Here is a 20726-nt window from a genome sequence, read left to right on the forward strand (position 1 = left end):
CTCGCTTTATACCTGGTTAAATACGATGCATCATGTTAAAAATATCCTCATGCTGGCAGCGGATAACCACGCCGATTTCCTTTCCGACTGCCTCCAGCTCCTCCGCAATCTGAACACTGCTTTTCTCAGACGCCGATGCGTCCGTCACCATCATCATATTAAAAAATCCCTGCACAATGGTCTGTGAAATATCCAGAATATTTACATTATTTTCCGCCAGATACGTACATACTTTTGCGATTATGCCCACCGTGTCTTTTCCTACTACCGTGATAATTGTCTTTTTCATAATTTTCCATTCCTCCGCGCATTCTTCTATTAACAACTGCCCCTACACTTAAACCGCGATAAGCTGTGTCGGCTCATCTCTTTTTGCAATCTGAATCGGAAAATCATCTGCCCGAAATGGATTGTCCCCCATGGTAATCTCTGAGCAGACCGTAGCCAGCGCAAGCGCTTCGTAATTGTTCTCTTTGCTCAAATGCCCCAGCATTACGGCTTTCATGTTCTCATGCAGAATCTCTCCGAGCAGACGTCCTGCATTATCGTTTGACAGATGCCCCTTAAATCCAAGAATCCTCTGTTTTAAATAATAAGGATAAGTCCCCACCTGAAGCATATTGACATCATGATTCGATTCGATCAGAACTGCGTCTAGCGCTTTCAGATATCCCACAATATAATCATCATAATAGCCCAGATCTGTCGCTACCGCCACAGATTTTCCGCCCCCGGACAAACGGTAAGCCAGCGGCTCTGCCGCGTCATGAGATACGCGAAAGGGACAGATCTCCAGCTCCTTCAGACAAAAATTTGCTTCTGGCACAATTTCGTGAAACAAAGCCGCATCTACTTTTCCAAGCATATTTTGGTCCAGCATAGCCTTTTTGGTCCCTGCGGAACAATACACCGGAATACCGTACTTTCTTGCAAGAACACCCAACCCTTTGATATGGTCCGAATGTTCATGGGTAATCAAAATTCCATCCAGCTCTTCCGGCTTCCTGCCAATGGAATGCAGCCCTGCAGTTACCCTTTTTCCGCTGATTCCTGCATCAATCAGCACACTTGTATGATCTGTGCCAACAAAAATGCAGTTTCCGCTGCTCCCGCTGGCTATACTACAAAAATCCATGTCGTATCAATCCTTCATCTATCTGTTCATACGTATTTTCCACAAATTCACTGCTGTTGTCAATCACCAAATTACATTTTTCGCGATATTGCTCCTCGGACATCTGATTTTCCATAATCCGGCATGACTTTTGTTCTGTATAGCCGCGGCTTTTGGCAAGCCGCCGCATCCGCGTCTCTTTGTCCGTGTGAATATACCAGATCTCATCACAAATCTGATCATAATGATCCTCAAACAGAAGCGCCGCCTCAATGACAACAAAGGGAACGATTTGCTGTTGCTTTTCTTTTTCGATCTCTTCTATTATATATGCTTTTACCGCCGGATGTACAATCGCATTCAGGCGGGAAAGCTGATCAATATCTGCAAAAACAATCGCAGATAGTTTCTGCCGGTCGATCTCGCCCGTTCGAACCCCGGTTTCTGCAGCATCCTCCTGCAAAATCCCCGATCCGAACGCCCGCACGATCTGCGCATAACATGCCTGTCCCGGCTGCTGCAAAACTCTTCCGACTTCATCCGCTAAAATAACACGTACTTGATACCGTTCTCTCAGATATTCCAGCACCGTACTTTTTCCCGCTCCGACGCCACCTGTAATTCCAAGAACCTTCACTTTATTTTATTCCTCTCTACCGCCGCCTGTAATTTCAGGAACCTTCACTCATTTTGCCTCATACCAGTTCTTTCCGTCATGGATGTCCACCTCAAGGCGCACCTTCATATCCGCTGCATGCTGCATCTCGCGCGCCATCATTTCACGCACTTCATCCAGCTCCTCGACCGCAGTTTCAACGAGAAGCTCATCATGCACCTGCAAAATCAGCCTGGAACGCATCTGGTGTGAGCGCAGCCAGCCATCCACGCGGTTCATTGCTATTTTAATGATATCGGCAGCCGTGCCCTGAATCGGCGCATTCATTGCCACCCGTTCTCCGAAAGAACGCTGCATAAAATTCGAGGAATGCAGTTCCGGCACCGGTCTGCGTCTCCCGAACATGGTCGTCACATACCCTTTTTCCTTCGCTTCCTCCACCGCACGATCCAGAAAACGTTTGATCCCCGGATATGTCTTAAAATATTGCTCAATATATTCCTGCGCTTCTTTGCGTGAAATACTCAAATCCTGACTCAGCCCAAAAGAGCTGATTCCGTAAACAATTCCAAAATTGACGGCTTTTGCATTGCGGCGAAGCAGCGGCGTCACCTCCTCCGGCGCCACATGAAATACCTGAGATGCCGTTATGGTATGAATATCCTGCGCATCCTGATACGCCTGAATCAGCATATCGTCATCAGAAAGATGCGCCAATACACGCAGCTCAATCTGCGAATAGTCTGCATCGAGAAATACGAAACCGTCCTCCGGCACAAATACTTTCCGAATCAGCCTGCCAAGCTCCATCCGTATCGGAATATTTTGCAGATTCGGGTCCGTGCTGCTGATTCTCCCTGTCGCGGTAATCGTTTGATGAAACTTTCCGTGAATCCGTCCATCTGGAGCAATAAAATTTGCCAGCCCGTCCGCATACGTCGATTTCAGCTTTGTCATCTGACGATATTCCAGAATGTCCGATACAATCGGATATTCCACTGCCAGTTTGTCCAGTACGTCTGCGGCCGTAGAGTAACCTGTCTTGGTCTTTTTCCCATGCGGGAGCTGTAGCTTTTCAAACAAAATCACACCAAGCTGCTTTGGTGAATTAATATTAAAGCTCTCGCCTGCCGCATCGTAAATTTTCTGTTCCAGTTCTTCTATCCGACCGACCAGCTGCTGTCCGTATTCCTTCAGCTCTTCTGCCTGAATACGGATACCTTCCTCCTGCATGTGGTAAAGCGTATACACAAGGGGCATCTCCACTTCCTCAAAAAGTTTCTGCATTCCCTCCTCTGCCAACCGCTTTTCCATAAACGGACGCGCCTTCAGAAGGACCGACGAAATCCGGCACACCCATGTAAGAAAGGACTCTTTCTTTTCCTGAAATGCCTCCGACAGTAAACTCTTGCCAAAAAGCTCGGTTCTTGACGGCTGCATCTGTTCCAGATATTCCCTCGCAATGTCCTCCGGCTCATAACTGTCCTTTAACGGATTCAGCAGATATGCCGCAATCGCTGTGTCAAACAGCTTTTTTCTGTCCGGCTCGTTTATCTTCAGAAAAGCAAGCTGCTCTTTGAGATGAATAGACGATGCCCGAGGTACCTGTCCGATCAGGTCAGCCAGCTTTCCGCACAGATATTCGCCCGTCAGAAACCCTCCAGCTTCCAGATAATAGGCAGTTTCCTCTTCAAAACAAATAGCCAGACCCAGCAGTCTCTGCCCCTCCTGTACCAGAAAAAACGCAGTTTCCTTTCCCTCTGCCTTTGCAAACAATTCCTCTGCCTCTCCAAAATCACAGATCAGATGACAGGCAAGCAAATCCGTTTTCTCTTCCTCCACCGCAAAACGATTCAGGAAATTTTTAAACTCAAGCCGTCTGCAAAGCTCAAGCGCCTCCTTTGTATACAGATTTTTCAGCCGCGCCGCATCCTGATCCAGCGTAATCGGAGCAGCAAGATCAATCGTCGCAAGCGTCTTGCTCATCTGCGCCAGATCATAGTGTGCGCGCAGCGCTTCCCGCGCCTTCGCCTGTCCGATTTCATCCACATGCGCATAGGCTTCCTCAATACACCCATACTGCACGATCAGCTTCGTCGCCGTCTTTTCTCCAATCCCCGGTACCCCCGGGATATTGTCGGAAGTATCTCCCATCAGGGCTTTTACATCAATAAACTGAACCGGCGTTACCTGATACCGTTCCAGCACATCTTTTGCATAATACTCTTCAATCTCTGTTCCGGAGGCCTTTGTCTTCGGAATCAAAATTCGCACCTCATCCCTGGCAAGCTGCAGCAAATCACGGTCTCCGGACACAATACAAACCTCCAGCCCCGCTCTTTCCATCTGACTGGAAACCGTACCGAGAATATCATCCGCCTCAAAGCCTTCCAGCTCCATCACCGGGATCTGCATTGCCCGCAGCATTTCCTTCATCAAAGGCACCTGCTCATGAAGCTCCTGCGGCATCGGCTTCCTCGTGCCCTTATAACCGTCAAACATCTTATGCCGGAACGTCGGCGCTTTCAAATCAAACGCCACCGCCGCATAAGATGCTTTCTCTTTTTCTAGAACCTTAAAAAGAATATTCATAAAGCCATACACTGCATTCGTATGAAGACCTTCACTGTTGGTCAGAATCGGCAGGCCATAAAACGCCCGGTTCAAAATACTGTGTCCGTCAATTAAAACAATCTTTTCTTTTTCTGCCATCATGCACCTCTTCGTTTTATATTTACTGCACTGCTTCTGCTGCCTTTTCCTCTGTATTCTTCCGCTGCAAGCTGTTTCATTTTGTGCTCTCGTCCTGTACGCTGTTCACTTCTGTACTTTCATCCTGCGCCTTGTTCGTGTCTGTGCTTTCGTCCTGTACACGGTTTAATTCTGTACTTTCCTCTTTGGCGAGCTCCGATTCTGTTCTTTCTTTTTGTACGCGGTTCTGTTCTGATTCACTTTTTCTGACCCGATAACCAGCGTATACACTCAGGAGAAGAAGAAGCTCCACCGCAATAAGCGTCACACTCCGCATTGCCTTCACTGCTTTTCTTCTTTGTATGCCGCGCTTTACAAAACGTATGTCTGCCTCCAGCATTTTCTGAAAATCCAGCTCATTATGCACTCCGGATTCCAGGGTATCCAATGCCTTATATACCGTAAAATACATATCAAGCTCGTCCATACAGTCACTGCAATGCTCAATATGCCGCAAAAACTGCTCTGCTTCTCTGTCTGACAGTTCCCTTTTTATAAATGGTGTAACCATTCTCCGCGCTTCCATGCAGTTCATAATTGGCCCCCTGATTTTCTTTTACTTTGTTCATTACTGCCATGATTTCCATCTTAGCATCAGTAATCAGTTATTGCAAGGTGTGTTCCTGAATTTCCCCGTATTAGCTGATTATGTAATTGGAAGAACGCTGTTTCAGCAGAAAAGTAACCTAGATTATTTTGGGGACAGGTCCTATGACTCAAACCAGAGTCATAGGACCTGCCCCCTCATACTGTCTGTTATTTTAACTGTAATGCTATTTTACGAAGCAGCTCTTCCGCCGGATTTTTTCTATCCACTGCAGATACTTCAGCGATTAGTCTCAATAAAGATACATTTTCTTCTTCTGCTACTTTCCGGAACATGCCCAGGAAGTTGGAATGGCATCCCGCAAGGCCCAACATCAATTCCACCGGTTCTACCGCCACATGATAATTGTACGCTTTCATCGTCGGTATCAATTCATCATTCAGATAATTAAGCAGCTTATAAAGATCAACCTCTTCCAGATAACCCTGCTTTTTCAGCGTTGCTGCTGCCAGTTCTGTTGCGCAGTTTCCTGCGCTTCTTGCCATACCAAGTAATCCGCAGTCGATCTCATCCGCACCTGCTGCTGCTGCGCAGATCGCATTTGCCTGTGAAAGTCCAAGATTGCTGTGGCCATGGAAACCTACCGGTATTGTAACCTTTTCTTTCAGTGCCTTTACATAATCTGCTGCTTCCTGCGGATACATCGTTCCTGCGGAATCCATAATGGTAATTTTATCTACGCCGGCATCCTGAAGCATTTTTGCTTCAGCTGCAAGCTCTTCCGGTGTGGATACATATGCTTTCATCATAGAATAACGACATAGGAAACCTGCTTCTTTTACCATTTCTACTGCTTTAACTGCTCCTGCGCCATCACTTGCATTTGCACCTACACGAAGAAACGCGAGCCCTGCCTCCTTTGCTGCACGAATCTTATCCTTATTTGCACATTTTGCAAGCATAAACATCCCAATGCGTCCATCCAAAAGGTACGGCTGAACTGCTTCCAGATACGCTTCATCAGACGGACAGTTGGCCGCATTCAGCAGATCATAGGCCCCCAGACCTTTACAGTTACCCATCTCGATATCTTTAATACCAGCATTTAAGAGACCTGAAATAATACTTTTGGTCAATTCAACAGAAAAACCATGTCCTACAACATTTCCTCCATCACGGAGGGTATTATCAAATAAATTCATTGTAAACCTCCAGTTATAATTTTATCCCTCTATCAGATAAGCAGGAACTTCTCTCATCATAATGCCAATTTCCTCATCAGAGAAACCACCGTCTGCAAGTCTCTTCGCATAATCAACCAAACCAATTTCCGGATAATCTCCAGCCATTTTCCCAAGATCCGTGGTAATAAAACAGTGCTCCACACCAATTTCCCGTATTTCCCGGAATACCTGCTCCCATGGTACTGCTCCCTCTGCAGGTGACGTATAGGAATGTTCAATATAAGCGCCCATTCCTGCCAGGGCTTTCTGTTCTTCTACACTGTAATGTGTAAATTCCCAGTCAGCATGAGTAATGATTAATTTTTGAAATCCGATTCTCCTGGCTTCTTTTGCCAGAGCAAAGGTTTCTTCATGAGAAATGTGACCTGTACCAACTGCCATTTTGTACTCTTTTGCAAGTGTCAAAATAATCTTCATTGCTTCCAGAAGTTCGCCATTCGCATCCACCAGAGCAACTGCCGGTATGTCAATCTGATTATCCAGAAACTTTTTCTGCATTCCGATGTACTGCGGCAGGTTTTTCAGATAATATGCTCTCTGTCCGGGTGAATCAAAGGTCGGACACCAGATGATCTTTGCCCCCATACGTGCAGCGGTCTCCACTGCCATTGGATTAGTTCCTCCCACTGCGGAGTTTAATACCAGCGTTCCGACCGCATTGCAATCCGGATAAATATCACGAACGGCAGCTGCCTGCAGACAGGTCTGTGCATAATGGGATTTGATTGCAAATCCTTTCATGCCGCAGTCCACTGCTCTTTTTGCCATTTCAAGCGCAGTGACTTTCCGTGGCAACACATCCGGACCACAGTGGATATGAAGGTCATATGCCCCCTGTAAATAATCTTTCATGTATTTGCCTCCTGAGAAGAAGTATCATTCCCCAACTAAGCAACCAGTCCCGGAAGGAATGTAACAATCGGCGGGAAAATAATACAAAGAATCAATGCAATAAAGGTAGCAATCAGGAACGGAAGTACTCCGACTACGACATCGCCAAACGGTTGTTTTGTCAAACCTACTACCGTAAACAGGTTCGCACCAAACGGCGGAGTAACAAATCCTACGATCAGCGTGATACAGAAAACCACACCAAGCTGGATCTCATTAATACCCATAGCAAGACCGATCGGGGCAAGTACCGGAGCAAGCATAACAACACTTGCAAGACCTTCCATCAGGCAGCCAATGAACATCAGAATGCCTACCAGAAGAATCCAATAGAGAACAACATTTCCATCCAGAAGCGGTACTACATAGTTTGCGATCTTGGCCGGAATCTGCGTCGTAGAAAGTATCCAGCAAAATACTGCTGCACTGCCGATCAGGAAACAGATCATTGCTGATGTTATAATCGTTTTCTTTAAGGACTCTACAAAAGTCTTTACACTCAGCTTCTTATAAATAAGTGCAAGAATCAGGCTGTATACAACCCCGGCGGTAGCAGATTCTGTAGGAGTGAAGATACCGCCATAAATTCCTCCAAGAATCAAAATCGGCAGAAAAAGTGTCGGCAATGCTTTCCATGTAACTCTCAGTATTTCTTTAATAGATGTCTTTTCCGTATTCACGATAAGCGGCATCTTTTTGGTAACAAATACGTTTGCAACACAGAGACATAGTGCGATCAAAAGTCCCGGCAGAACACCGCCCATAAACATTTTTGTAATCGAAACGTTCATTGTTGTTGCATAAACGATCATGATGATACTCGGAGGGATAATCGGTCCCAGTGCACCAGCCATAGCAGTCAATCCTGCTGCTGTTTTCTTTTCATAACCATTCTCAATCATTGCAGGAATCAGAATCGAGCCAATTGCAGCTACGGTAGCCGGGCCAGAACCTGACAGCGCCGCAAAAATGGTACAGCATATAATCGTTACAATCCCCATTGCCCCACGAAATCTTCCGAACATCGCATATACCCAGTCGACCAATCGTTTGGAAAGACCGCACTGTTCCATGATATATCCCATCAGAGTAAAGAGCGGAATTGCAAGCAATGATGCAGAATCAAGACCAAGAGCAATTTTCTGTGCTACAACGATCAATGGCTTTAAGCTGGTAATCTGTAGAAACATGGTGCTGGATAAAAGAATAGAAAAGCCTATCGGCAGACCGACAAAAATGAATCCTAAAAGAAGAACAAATAACAAAGCTCCCATTATTTCCCTCCTTTCTCTGCATCTTTATCCAAAAATATATGTGCCAAAATAGAAATCTCAAAAATAATAATCAGTACTCCGCAAACCGGAACCACGCTGTAGATCAATCCCATCGGAATTTTCATAGCCGTACTTTTCTGTTTCATAGTAGCCTGACAGAGAGCAAAACCATAACGGAGCAACACCAGTCCAATATAAGCAATACCTGCATTAATTAAAAATGTATAGACCTTCTTCACGTTTCCTTTTAATTTCTTAGAGAAAAGATCTACGACCGCGTGTCCCCCACTGTACACCAGACAGCCTGCGCCAATCAAATTTAACCAGATAAAACAATAACGTGCACACTCATCTGTCCAGGAAAGTGTATTGTTCAGAATATATCTGGTAATAACCTGCATAGCGCTGGCAGTTGTCATCAGCACCAGTAAGACCATGCAGAAAACAAAAGCTGCCTTGCTGAGCAAAGCACAAAATTTATCCCAATACTTTAGTATCATAAGAATCTCCTAATTCGCCCTTTCGGATTTACTGCCCTGGGGGAGTTTATACCTTGCTGCATAAACTCCCCCGTTAATTATCTGGTTATAATAAAACTTTCATCAGAACTTTTTGTCTAAATTATCGGATCAGAGCCATTACGCTGTCATAGAAATCAGCACCGATGATGTCTCTGTATTTCTCGTAAATACCGGCCTCTGCGCATGCATCAGACATGGCATTTACATCAACCTCTTCATCAATTGTCATTCCTTTGTCTGCCAGCCGTGCAAGACAATCTGCTTCTTTTTCTTCTACCCATGCACGCTGTTCGGCTGCCGCTTTGTCTGCTGCCTCCTGAAGAATTGTCTGCTGCTCTTCTGTCAGGCTCCGGAACACAGTTTCGGAGATCATGAACGGGTTCGGACTGTACAGATGACGAGTCATAGAAACATTTGAACATACCTCATAATATCCATTTGCAAGAACTACCAGTGGAACGATTTCAAAACCATCGATCGTTCCCTGCTGAAGTGCTGTAAATACTTCTGTGAATGCCAGCGGAGTCGGATTTGCACCTAATGCTGCAAATGTGCTCAGATAGATATCACTTTCCGGAACACGGATTTTAATACCTTTAAAGCTTGCAAGATCTACACAGGATTTTCGGCTGATTACATCACGAAAACCGCCCTGGCCATATGCAAGGATACGAACACCGGATTCCTCTGCGAATTTATTGATCAATCCCTGCATTTCTTCAGAATCAAGTACTTTGTAAGCGGTCTCATAATCAGTATAAACATACGGAAGATCCAGAATAGAGAAAGTTGTATCGAAGTTTGATAATACCATGTTTGCAGTAGAAGCCATCTCAACGGTTCCAATCTGAATGCCTTCAATCATATCACGCTCGCCGCCAAGCGCGCCGCTTGGAACGATTTCAATTGCGATATCACCATTAGACATCTCATCTACATACTGTGCAAACAGAGTAGACATTTTGTGATGAACGCTGTCCTCAGAAGCTGCTTCTGCATGACCAAGCTGAATTGTAACAGATGCTGCATTTGCAGACATTGCACACATCATAGTAGCTGCAAGTACGGATACTACATATTTTTTCATCATAGTTTTTTTCCTTTCTTTTACGAATCATATTTTTTGTTTTTCTTCATTTTGTTTGGATACCTTAATTTTTTATACTTTGGGTAACTTCATTAAACAACTCTGTGTACCGGTTCTGCACCATCCAGAATACTCGTAACTTCTTGTACCACTTCCATTCCCATGCGGTAAAGAGATTCCTCTGTCCCTGCTCCGATGTGCGGAGTACCGATAAAGTTATCAAGTTCATACAGATTTGTGTTTGCTCCTGTAGGCGGTTCTTCTACAAATGCGTCACAGGCCGCTGCACGTATCTTTCCTTCTTTCAGCGCCTGATATAATCCGGCCTCATTCACAATTCCGCCTCTTGCTGCGTTAATCAACAACGCATCTTTTTTGAAACAGTTAAAGCTGTCACCGGAAATCAAATTTACCGTTTCCGGTGTAAAAGGTACACTTACATTGATAATATCTGCGTTGCGGATCAGTTCATTTACTTCATCATATTTTTCATAGCCCATCTGTTCCATCGCCTCTTTCGTTACATACGGATCATAGCCAATTACTCTCATACCAAAACCTTTGCTTAAAATCTCGGCTGCCCGTCTGGCAATATTTCCTGTCCCCACAAGACCGAGTACCTTTCCGGAAAGCTCTACTCCGGTCATTTCCCTGGGCGCAATTGTTTTAAAATCACCTTTTTGACTCATGTTATGCGCCAGGGTAATATTTCTTCCGGCATTCAAAGTCAGACCTACGATTAGCTCCGCAACAGCATTTGTATTTGCTCTGGGTGTATTGATCACTGGAATACAACGCTTTTTTGCCTCGTCCAGATCGATCGTGTTACAGCCAACACCATGTTTTCCAATTACTTTCAGATTTGGACACTGATCCATCACCTTAGCATCCACAGGCAGTACCCGAAGTATAATTGCATCAACTTTTTCTCCTTCATCAAAAGTTGATACAACCTCTGCTCTTTCTTCCAGCAATTTTCTTGCATCCGGGTGAATATACTCACTCAGATAAACTGTCATTTTCCCAATCCCTCCTTCCTTTTGTTGCCATTACTTCATATTAATATCTAATGTTGTGTTCACTTCACTTTTAGAGTCTATCATAAATAACTCCATCTATCAATTTGCATAATTGACGTAATTACTACAGTTTTTTTGTTAATAATAAACAAAAAGTTGTGAACATTTCAATTCACAACTTTTTTATATAAAACCCATAAATTGTTCTATTATTTCATTCTCTATCCAAATCACATGCGCTGGATTCTGGTCAGGTAATCTCTCTCATCGCTTCGCTCATTAAAATCTAACAGATGGCTGATCAGAGTTAGTAAATATTCTACTATAAAATTTGTACCTACCATGGAATTAAAGAAACTCATATGTTTTGTTTCCGTCAGCAAAATATAATCTGCATCATCACAGAAAGAAGCAGCCACATTATCAATAATCAGAATGATCTTTGCTCCTTTTTCTTTTGCAAGTCTCAAATAGATCTCGTCCATTTTATAATATCTGGCATAAACCATCATCACAAATACGTCCCCGGGTTCGATATCCTGCACCTGACTCAAAGACATGCATTCCGTATCCACAATGGTATGAACACTCTTTCTCATAAAATTCAGCAACCGGCCAAAAGCATATGCCGGTCCTCTGCAGCCGCGAAATCCTGCCACATAACATTCTCTTGCGTTTACGATTGCATCTGCCACTATCCGGAATGTTTCCTGCTTATTCTGTTCAAACGTATTCTGGATATTGGTCTGCATTAACTCCAGAAAGCGATAGGAAATATCCTGGCCGGCGTATTCTTCTGTACTCTGCTTCATACGTTCTGACAGGGAAAGGGACTGATATCCATCCGAAACCAGCGAATGATAAATAAAATTCTTTAAATCAGAATATCCTTCAAAACCAATTGCCCGGGCAAAACGAATCACAGAAGCATCACTAACCCCAATCTCATTTGCCGCTTCAGCCGAAGACAGTACTCCTATTTTCTGCGGATTTCGTATAACATAATCAGCAATTCTGGTCTGAGTCTTAGTCAGAGAAGCTTTTTTTACTCTCTCCATTAATTGATCATTCACCTAAAATCTCCCCCTATCCTATGTTTGACATTTTTTTAACACTATCATAGTAACATAATGATTTACGCCTGTCTACTACTTTTGTAGTACTTGCTACATTCTGTGGAACAAAGGGTGCAGAAAATATTATTCCGCCGCTCTTTCTCTCTGTCTAAAGCCAAAAGAAAAAACCTCTCTTGTCACAGTAGACAAAAGAGGTCTTTTTCATAATGCCGCTGGCCGGACTCGAACCGGCACGGTGTTACCCGCTTGATTTTGAGTCAAGTGCGTCTGCCAATTCCGCCACAGCGGCAAAGCGCGGCTGATTAACGCGTTTTTTATATTAGCACACTTCTTCTAGAAATGCAAGGAAAATTTTCACAGTCTCATTTTGCTGCCTTACAAAGAACTTCATTCAGCCACGCCTTAAATCTGCTGACAAGCAGAGCGATTTCTAAAGAAACGCATGAATCAGCAGTTCTCTAATGTATAACTCTTATATTACAGAACTCTATTCAGAATATCGCAAAAATCAAAGGTTGCAAAATAGTCTTTCGGCGTCTCTGCGCGGCGTATCAGCTGCGCGCTTCCGTCCTCTTTTAACAACACCTCAGCAGAGCGAAGCTTGCCATTATAATTATAGCCCATCGAAAAACCATGTGCTCCGGTATCATGAATCACCATCAGGTCGCCCATTTCAATTTTCGGGAGCTGGCGGTCAATCGCAAATTTGTCATTATTTTCGCACAGGGAGCCTGTCACATCATACAGATGGTCGCACGGTTCATTTTCCTTGCCCATAACCGTAATATGATGATAAGCGCCATACATTGCAGGACGCATCAGGTTAACTGCGCACGCATCAACTCCAATATATTCTTTATGCGTATGCTTTTCATTAATTGCACGTGTAACGAGGCAGCCGTACGGGCCGAGCATATAACGTCCAAGCTCTGTATAAATCGCAACATCGCCCATGCCGGCCGGAAGCAGAACCTCTTCATATACTTTTTTTACACCCTGACCGATCTTTCGAATATCGTTCTTCTCTTGATCCGGGCGATATGGAATTCCAATCCCACCGGACAGATTGATGAACTTAATTTTCACGCCTGTTTTTTCCTGAAGGCTGACCGCCAGCTCAAAAAGCACCTTTGCAAGCATCGGATAATAGTCGTTTGTCACTGTATTGCTGGCTAGAAACGCATGGATGCCAAACTCCTCTACCCCTTTGGACTTCATAATCCGGAATGCCTCTTCGATCTGCTCCGGTGTCATACCATACTTGGAATCCCCAGGATTGTCCATGATGTCATTGCTGATCTTGAACAGTCCGCCCGGATTGTAACGGCAGGACATTGTTTTCGGAAGAAAACCGACTGCCTCCTCCACTTTCTCAATATGCGTGATATCATCCAGATTGATGATAGCGCCCAGATCCGCAGCCTTCTTAAACTCCTCCACCGGCGTATCGTTCGAAGAAAACATGATATCGTGACCTTTAATGCAGATCGCCTCAGAAAGCATCAGCTCTGTCATAGAAGAACAGTCCGTTCCGCACCCGTACTCATGCAGAATTTTGATCAAAAATGGATTCGGCGTAGCCTTCACTGCAAAAAACTCTTTGTATCCTTTGTTCCAGGAAAAAGCATCGTACAATTCCTGCACATTCTCACGGATTCCTTTTTCATCATACAGATGGAACGGAGTCGGAAACTGCTGTGTGATCTCCTCCAGCTTTTCTTTTGTTACAAACGTTTTTTTCATTATGACATTCTCCTCACAAAAATACCCCCAAACTGCAGCGCCCACAAATGGGCATACTCCATGCTTTTGGGGGTATACATCTTCGTATACTTAGCTTTATTACTATACCCTGTTCCTGAAGAGCTTGTCAATACCTAAATATATGTCTGTTTAAAAATTGTTCTTTTAAGAACATTATAAAATGACGGACAATATTTTACCATTGCCCGTCATGCGAATATTGGTATTGTATTTTTTAACCTGTCTTTTTGCAATGCCTTATAGACCGAAGAAAGAACCAGACCGGTTTTTCTTGTCCACCAGATGATTATACTGCAAAATTTTATAATCGTTCAACAGCTCTGCTTGCGCCGCATCCCCATAGCTGTGGAACACGCCTTTGCTTTGGTAGACATTTCCATTTATAATAGGCAGCACTTCCCGTAGATTCTGCAAAAACTTCTGATACCCAGTCAGCGGCAATCCTGCATTCTCCAGTAAAATTCCGCTTAGATAATTGACGCTCAGCCCATCGTAATACTGGTGCTCCAGTCCGTAATTACTCCATACCAAAAACGGCACACGATAGCCCTGCTGCACATAATCCAGCGTCTCCTCACTCTCTACCATGCAGATTCGCTGAATGACATTCGTAATGTAATCCGAAGGCTGGTGATCGCCGAACATCATCACAATCACCGGCTCGTCCAGCTCCTCAAAATATAACAGCAAGTCCTGCAACGCCCGATCTGTTTCATTCATCAGCGTCAGGTACTTTTCAGTTGCCAGGATACTGGTCGTCTTATTTGCGATCTCCGTCAGTTTTATATACGACTCAAAATCCGGTGATTCCTTGCTGTAGCCCCCGTGATTCTGCATTGTTACCTCAAAGATAAACGCCGGTTTTCCGGGTTCTTTTTGTTCAAACAATTCCTGGATTTTATCGAATGCCGCCCGGTCACTGACATAGCCACGCATCTTATGTGGATTCACAAAATCCTTCAGACTCAGAAATTCATCAAAGCCGAAATATTGGTACACCTCATCCCGGTCCCAGCCGGAAGCATTATAAGGATGAATCGCCGTCGTATCATAGCCCAGAGATTTCAGATACCAGGCAAGCGACGGTGTCTGTTCATGAATGTACTGCTGATACGGAACGCTACCCACAGGAAGGAATCCCATCGTATCTCCGGTCAGAAACTCAAACTCCGTGTTGGCTGTATTTCCGCCTTTTACGGAAACATATACTTCTCCTCCGACCGCTTCCTGCTGCATCATTTTAAAATATGGCATTACCTCCTCGCTTGTCTCAAAATCTCCCCAGACAGAGAGATCAGAAAAAGCCTCATCCATAATCACAACAATATTCGGCTGCTGACTTGTTTTTAGGGTACTGTTTTTCTCTTTCGAATCGTTCGAGTTCGCAGTTTCCACAGACGCCATCAGCTCCTCCACCTTTGATTTGGAATATCCATCCGGCTCTTCAATTTTCAGGAACCTCAGATTCCCCAGAAATGCAGCAGCAATTCCGTTGTTCCGGTATAATACGTTTAGCGTAAAAAGAGTGGTATCCATGCCGAAATAACTCTGCATGCTGCTTTTTTGTATACCTGAAACATACATACACAACAGCAGCGCATAAATGGCCGCTGCCGGAAAACGCACTTTCTTTTTCCGGAACCGTACTGAGGACTTCGATGCAATCAATATAATCCATACAAAAGCAATCAATACAAACGCCGTCTTCCAGGTAATTGTAAACGTATAATTGTCCGCCACGGACAGCGCTGTCCCAATTGACAGCAGATCCCACGGAACAATCGGTGAGGACCGGAAGCTGACTACAAAATAATTGACAAGGCCAAAGATCATCGGTACCAGCGTTGCAACCGAAAATCCAACACTCACCCGACCGGTCAAGAACGCTCCGAGACCATACAGCAGGTAGAAAAATAACATATTTAAAACAATAATCGGCACATCCAGATCACTCAGGACATGCGTATAATTCTCAAGCGCCGTAAATGCTGCAAAGGGAAGCACAAGATAAGCAATACCACTTAGAATCCATCCGTATGAGATCGGCAGCAGAACAAAAATGCCGGCCAACACGGACAGAAGCACCGCTGTCCCCAAAAACGGCACATCCATCCCTTCTCCAAATACTGCAAGCGCTGTGACAACAAACAGAACTGCGGTCACAAAAATTGCCACCGCAGTCTTTCTTTTATTTATTTTCTGTATAAACTCTTTCATTTTCTGTACCTTAATTTTTTATATAGTTTATTTTTGTCTGATTTTTATCTGTTTTTCCTGATCTTTTCTGTCTTATTTTAACTTGATATGCTGATGGGTAAAAAGATGATCCTGGCAATACTCATAATTTCCATCACACTTGGAACAAAAACGGAACTCCAGGTTTTCCCCGTCAAGCTCTGTCCGTCCGCAAACTGCACACTTATGCCGCGTGTTGCCGCCCTTTGGCATGACCTTTTTGACCTCACGCTTGAACTCATTTCTCCGGTGAATCTCCTTTGGCGAAAATCTTCTGACATTGCGCGACAGCAAAAAGAAAACAAAAAAGTTCAACAACGACATAAGGATGGAAATACGATCCGCCCATCCTCCCTGAAAGAAGGAAAGCGCTACGAAAAATCCGTACACCAGCCCCATCCACTTCATCTTAATCGGAATCAGAAAATAAAGCATAACCTCTGCATTCGGATAAGTGGCCGCAAAAGCAAGCAAGATCGACATGTTGATATAGTACGTGCTGAAATAGCCGGCCCCTCCCATAAAATACAGAATAAATGCGCCCAGCACCGTAAAGAGGATACCGGAAATAATATATACATTGAACCGGAAAGCTCCCCACGTGTACTCCAACGACCGGCCAATCGAAAAATAGAAATACAGCATAATAATCGTAAACAGATCCAGCTGGCTTGGCGGCACCAGAATCCAGGAAATTACGCGCCATACCTGCCCATGCAAAATCTGGTACGGGTTCAGTGTAAGATACCGCATCATTTCCGGCATCAGCGCATAAATCAGATATCCGGCCGCGTACAGGGCAACCATGACTGCCGGCAGATTTTTGATTGCATATTTTCCGTATTTGCGTTCCATTTTATCCAGAAAATTCATAATTCATCCTCTTTCTTTTCCAGGGTTTCTTCCAGCCCTGCCACTGCTTCTGGCCTGACTGCCCTATCTTGCTTTGCTTATTATAATTTTACGTGCTTCTTTTGTCAATTACACGAATCCCGTAATTCCGGTTCTTTAGATTTTTTTAAGAAACCTTATGAAAGCGGACGCAGCTTCGGAATGCAAATCTGATCACCGATCTGAAGATTATACACATCCACGTACGGATTCGCAAAGATCAGTGCAGAAACACGTACATTATATTTTTTCCCAAGCAGATAAAGTGTATCCCCTTTTTCTATTGTATGAGTAAAACCGATGCATTTGCAAAAGTATGCCATAAGATCACTCCCGTTTTTATTCTATCCTATACATATATCGTATGCATCCGGAAGAAAATTGCTTGCATCCAAGTCCTTTGCTGTACTATACTGGGAAACAGATTTATCGGACGCCACCGGATGTGCAGCACAAAAACGGGGTTCCGACGCAAACAAGTCACCCCTTATTTTGTGCTGCACATCTGGTGGCTGGCTACAATTAAAGTGTGGATTGCACACATCGGGAATTGACTAATTTCAGATTACAGAATATAAAAATAACAGAAATGAGAGGGAAAAATATGGCTGGTTCAATATTCGGAACGATTTTTAAGATAAGTACCTGGGGGGAATCCCATGGAAAGGGGATTGGCGTCGTGATAGATGGCTGTCCGGCAGGCCTTGCACTGGATGAAGCGGATATTCAGATGTATCTGGACCGGAGACGGCCGGGACAGAACAAATATACGACGGCGCGCGCGGAATCTGACAGCGTGGAAATTCTGTCCGGAATTTTTGAAGGAAAAACGACGGGTACGCCGATTTCTCTTCTGGTCAGAAATCAGGATCAGCGTTCCCGCGACTACGGTTCTATTTCGGAGCTGTACCGTCCGGGACACGCCGATTATACGTTTGATCAGAAGTATGGATTTCGTGACTATCGAGGAGGGGGCCGTTCTTCCGGCCGGGAAACAATCGGGCGCGTAGCTGCGGGTGCTGTCGCTATGAAGCTTCTTGCAGAACTTGGAATTACAGTTACCGCATATGTCAGCGCAATCGGCCCTGTTACGATTAACCGCTCTCATGTTGATTTTTCCTACATTGAGAAAAGTAAAGTACGCATGCCGGATTCAGAAGCTACTGAAAAAGCGCTTGCCTATCTCGATGCTTGCATCCAATCCCAGGATTCCAGCGGAGGGACAATCGAATGCATTGCGCAGAACGTCCCTGCCGGACTCGGTACCCCGGTGTTTGAGAAACTCGACGCCGTTCTCGCTCAGGCGCTTATGTCCATCGGTGCGGTCAAAGCCGTAGAAATCGGTGACGGAACCACCGTCTCCGCTCTCCATGGCTCTGAAAACAACGACGCTTATACCTTGAATGAACAGAACCGCCCCGTAAAAGCCTCAAATCACAGCGGCGGAATCCTCGGTGGAATCAGCGACGGCTCTCCTTTGTTGCTGCGCGCCTCCTTCAAACCCACGCCTTCGATCGCACAGCCGCAGTCCATGCTCGGCCGCGACGGAACTATCCACAGAGAATGCATTCACGGCAGGCACGACCCGATTATTGTTTCCCGCGCCGTCGTCGTGGTAGAAGCTATGACCGCTCTCGTGCTCGCCGACCACCTGCTGCTCAATATGGCTTCCAGAATCGAAAACATCAAAAAAATATACCGTCCATCTCCGTGTAACAGCCAAACTGTAATATCTGAATAATAATATTTGAAAAAATAGTATCTGAAATAAGAACGTTCAACATCAGAAAGAACACGGCTCATTTTTGCTTTTCAGATGGTCGATCAGAATTTGGAAAGGTTTTGTAATGTACTTGTCCTTTTGGAATAATGCAAGCATTTGATTTTCCATTTTCATGTTGTCTAAGTGAATGATACGCAGTTTCTTTAAAAGCAAAGAATCTGACAATAATTTTTCCGGCAAAACAGTGATGCCCAGTCCTGCTTCTGCTGCTTTGATAAGCGCAAATGAATTAACGCTTTCCCATACAGGTTCTGCTTTCAGGTTGGAAAGTGCAAGCATATGATCCAGCGTGTCACGGATTGCACTCCCCTGCTCACGGAGCAACAGCGGATAAGCACATAATTGTTCCAGCGTAACGCTTTGCCCGGATACCGGAAAATCCGGTGAACAGGCCGTCAAAATATTGCGGGCCTCTTCCAAAAGAGAAACTCCGCAATGCGTCAGGGTAACACCTTTGGGGAACCGCTCAAATAGAGGGGTTCCTGTCTGTTTTTCAAGTTCAGCAATTGCATGAGAAACTGCGGATTGCGTAATATACAGTTTTTTTGCAGCCCCTGTAAAGGTCCCGGTCTCTGCAATTGCTTCTAAAATTTCCAGATATCGTATTACCATTTTTCTTTCCTTTCAGACATGAGTAAAATAGATGGATTCTATAAAATTATAACATTTTACAGATTTCAGAACAAGAGATACAATAAGCCAGACAGGAGGGAAATGATTTTGAAACCACAGATCAAAACATATTCATGGCTTTTGGCTATTAATCTCTTTATCAGTGCTTTTACTTTTGGCGGCGGCTATATCGTTGTTCCAATGGTGCGCCGTTTTTTTGTTGTCAAAAAACAATATTTCACAGAAGAAGAACTGATCAATATGTCTGCCATAGCACAATCAACACCCGGAGCGATTGCTATCAATCTCTCTGCTCTGGCCGGTTATAAAGTAGCCGGTATTCCGGGGGCTTTGATCAGCTGCATTTCTGCCGTCATTCCTCCGCTTGTGATTCTCTCGTTTGTTTCCGTATTTTATAAGATATTTGTTTCCAATCCGATGATTACAGCAGTTTTAAAAGGAATGGAAGCAGGGGTTGCCGCTATAATGGTTGATTTAATCATTGACATGTGCGCTTTGATTTTCAAACAGAAATCTTTGTTTTTATCTGCCATGATCCCATTGTCATTTATCGCCAATTCCGTATTTGGAATCAATGTGGCTCTCATCCTTCTGGTCTGCTGCATTTTGTGCATCCTGCAAATATTTTATAAAAAGAGGAAAGAAAAATGAATACTGTATTGAACTTATTCCTTGTATTTTTAAAAATTGGGGGATTAAGCATTGGCGGCGGTTATGCAATTATCCCCTTAATTCAAGAACAGGTCGTAGAAAAAACCGGCTGGATCAGCGAAAAAATGTTTACGGACATTATAACGATTTCGCAAATGACACCGGGACCACTGGCCGTAAATACCTCAACCTTTGTCGGGCTCCAAATTGGAGGTGTATCAGGCGCGCTGGCTGCAACAGCCGGATGCATCCTTTGCGGTATGATTCTTTCCCTGATTTTATATCGCTTTTTTCAGACTCATCAAAAATCGGCTTATGTGCTGGAAGTATTAAACGGACTGAAGTCTGCTTCCCTGGGTTTGATTCTTTCAGCCGCATTCACGATGATACTGTTAGCGTTATACGGCAGCAACAAACCTGAATTATCTTTTTCAGCAATGAATTGGACTGCGCTGTTTTTATTCTTAACCATGCTGTTTATCCTGCGTAAATGGAAAATCAATCCGATTCTGATTATGCTGATCAGTGGTTTTGCCGGGCTTTTCTTTTACTTATAATATTTATAAAAATCTTCCATACTGCTCTTTTGCAAAAAGCAAAAAGGCGATGCGCGTTCTTTCCTGACGCAT

20 protein-coding genes and 1 tRNA gene are annotated in these 20726 nt (G+C 44.3%); 3 read left to right on the plus strand and 18 right to left on the minus strand.

Annotated elements, in window-relative coordinates; genetic code table 11:
- Positions 1-16: 16 nt before the first annotated feature.
- The 17 genes from AC6I2O_RS11255 to AC6I2O_RS11335 form a co-directional block, all read right to left on the minus strand.
- Positions 17-289 carry an ACT domain-containing protein gene (locus AC6I2O_RS11255; protein WP_120392180.1) on the minus strand — a complete coding sequence of 91 codons (273 nt, stop codon included), beginning with the start codon at positions 287-289 and terminating at the stop codon, positions 17-19.
- A gap of 48 nt (positions 290-337) precedes the next feature.
- Positions 338-1135 carry an MBL fold metallo-hydrolase gene (locus AC6I2O_RS11260; protein ID WP_120392181.1) on the minus strand — a complete coding sequence of 266 codons (798 nt, stop codon included), beginning with the start codon at positions 1133-1135 and terminating at the stop codon, positions 338-340.
- Complete coding sequence (coaE, locus tag AC6I2O_RS11265) at positions 1122-1751, minus strand: dephospho-CoA kinase (RefSeq protein ID WP_497742673.1); 630 nt, start codon at positions 1749-1751, stop codon at positions 1122-1124. The genes AC6I2O_RS11260 and coaE overlap by 14 nt, the downstream gene beginning before the upstream one ends.
- A 48-nt stretch (positions 1752-1799) precedes the next feature.
- Positions 1800-4442: a DNA polymerase I gene (gene polA, locus AC6I2O_RS11270; RefSeq protein WP_497742674.1), complete on the minus strand. Its 2643-nt coding sequence runs from the start codon at positions 4440-4442 to the stop codon at positions 1800-1802.
- A gap of 76 nt (positions 4443-4518) precedes the next feature.
- Positions 4519-5016 carry a zf-HC2 domain-containing protein gene (locus tag AC6I2O_RS11275; protein WP_120392184.1) on the minus strand — a complete coding sequence of 166 codons (498 nt, stop codon included), beginning with the start codon at positions 5014-5016 and terminating at the stop codon, positions 4519-4521.
- Positions 5017-5237: 221 nt separating this feature from the next.
- On the minus strand, positions 5238-6230 hold the full coding sequence (locus AC6I2O_RS11280; RefSeq protein ID WP_497742676.1) for a hydroxymethylglutaryl-CoA lyase-like TIM-barrel protein: 993 nt from the start codon (positions 6228-6230) through the stop codon (positions 5238-5240).
- A gap of 21 nt (positions 6231-6251) precedes the next feature.
- Positions 6252-7124, minus strand: coding sequence for a DUF6282 family protein (locus AC6I2O_RS11285; protein WP_497742678.1), 873 nt, complete (start codon positions 7122-7124; stop codon positions 6252-6254).
- Positions 7125-7159: 35 nt separating this feature from the next.
- Positions 7160-8437, minus strand: coding sequence for a TRAP transporter large permease (locus AC6I2O_RS11290; RefSeq protein WP_497742679.1), 1278 nt, complete (start codon positions 8435-8437; stop codon positions 7160-7162).
- The gene (locus tag AC6I2O_RS11295) at positions 8437-8937 is read right to left on the minus strand and encodes a TRAP transporter small permease (protein ID WP_497742680.1); all 501 of its coding nucleotides are present in this window, start codon (positions 8935-8937) and stop codon (positions 8437-8439) included. The genes AC6I2O_RS11290 and AC6I2O_RS11295 overlap by 1 nt, the downstream gene beginning before the upstream one ends.
- A 121-nt stretch (positions 8938-9058) precedes the next feature.
- Positions 9059-10048 (minus strand): TRAP transporter substrate-binding protein, encoded by a 990-nt coding sequence (locus AC6I2O_RS11300; RefSeq protein WP_497742681.1) that lies wholly within the window; start codon positions 10046-10048, stop codon positions 9059-9061.
- Between the two features lie 89 nt (positions 10049-10137).
- The gene (locus AC6I2O_RS11305) at positions 10138-11064 is read right to left on the minus strand and encodes a hydroxyacid dehydrogenase (protein WP_120392190.1); all 927 of its coding nucleotides are present in this window, start codon (positions 11062-11064) and stop codon (positions 10138-10140) included.
- Positions 11065-11294: 230 nt separating this feature from the next.
- Complete coding sequence (locus AC6I2O_RS11310; protein WP_147412283.1) at positions 11295-12137, minus strand: MurR/RpiR family transcriptional regulator; 843 nt, start codon at positions 12135-12137, stop codon at positions 11295-11297.
- Between the two features lie 210 nt (positions 12138-12347).
- Positions 12348-12429: transfer RNA gene (locus tag AC6I2O_RS11315), tRNA-Leu, on the minus strand.
- A gap of 188 nt (positions 12430-12617) precedes the next feature.
- A complete protein-coding gene (locus AC6I2O_RS11320) occupies positions 12618-13886 on the minus strand; it encodes a diaminopimelate decarboxylase (RefSeq protein WP_120392192.1) in 1269 nt (422 codons plus the stop codon).
- Positions 13887-14141: 255 nt separating this feature from the next.
- Positions 14142-16121 (minus strand): sulfatase-like hydrolase/transferase, encoded by a 1980-nt coding sequence (locus AC6I2O_RS11325; RefSeq protein WP_497742682.1) that lies wholly within the window; start codon positions 16119-16121, stop codon positions 14142-14144.
- Between the two features lie 72 nt (positions 16122-16193).
- The gene (locus AC6I2O_RS11330; RefSeq protein ID WP_120392194.1) at positions 16194-17012 is read right to left on the minus strand and encodes a DUF1751 domain-containing protein; all 819 of its coding nucleotides are present in this window, start codon (positions 17010-17012) and stop codon (positions 16194-16196) included.
- A gap of 155 nt (positions 17013-17167) precedes the next feature.
- Complete coding sequence (locus AC6I2O_RS11335) at positions 17168-17353, minus strand: LysM peptidoglycan-binding domain-containing protein (protein WP_120392195.1); 186 nt, start codon at positions 17351-17353, stop codon at positions 17168-17170.
- A 281-nt stretch (positions 17354-17634) separates the two neighbouring features.
- Between AC6I2O_RS11335 and aroC the strand changes: the two genes are divergently transcribed.
- Entirely contained in the window at positions 17635-18771 is a 1137-nt protein-coding gene (gene aroC, locus AC6I2O_RS11340; protein WP_497742683.1) for a chorismate synthase, read from the plus strand.
- A gap of 42 nt (positions 18772-18813) precedes the next feature.
- On the opposite strand, the gene AC6I2O_RS11345 is transcribed toward aroC, so the two are convergent.
- Entirely contained in the window at positions 18814-19425 is a 612-nt protein-coding gene (locus AC6I2O_RS11345) for a LysR family transcriptional regulator (RefSeq protein ID WP_497742684.1), read from the minus strand.
- 102 nt (positions 19426-19527) lie between these two features.
- Between AC6I2O_RS11345 and AC6I2O_RS11350 the strand changes: the two genes are divergently transcribed.
- Together AC6I2O_RS11350 and AC6I2O_RS11355 are read left to right on the plus strand one after the other, a co-directional pair.
- On the plus strand, positions 19528-20097 hold the full coding sequence (locus AC6I2O_RS11350) for a chromate transporter (protein ID WP_497742685.1): 570 nt from the start codon (positions 19528-19530) through the stop codon (positions 20095-20097).
- Entirely contained in the window at positions 20094-20654 is a 561-nt protein-coding gene (locus AC6I2O_RS11355) for a chromate transporter (RefSeq protein WP_497742686.1), read from the plus strand. Before AC6I2O_RS11350 ends, AC6I2O_RS11355 begins: the two co-directional genes overlap by 4 nt.
- Positions 20655-20726 lie beyond the last annotated feature (72 nt).

The organism is Blautia sp. St.27G3 (assembly GCF_059728505.1).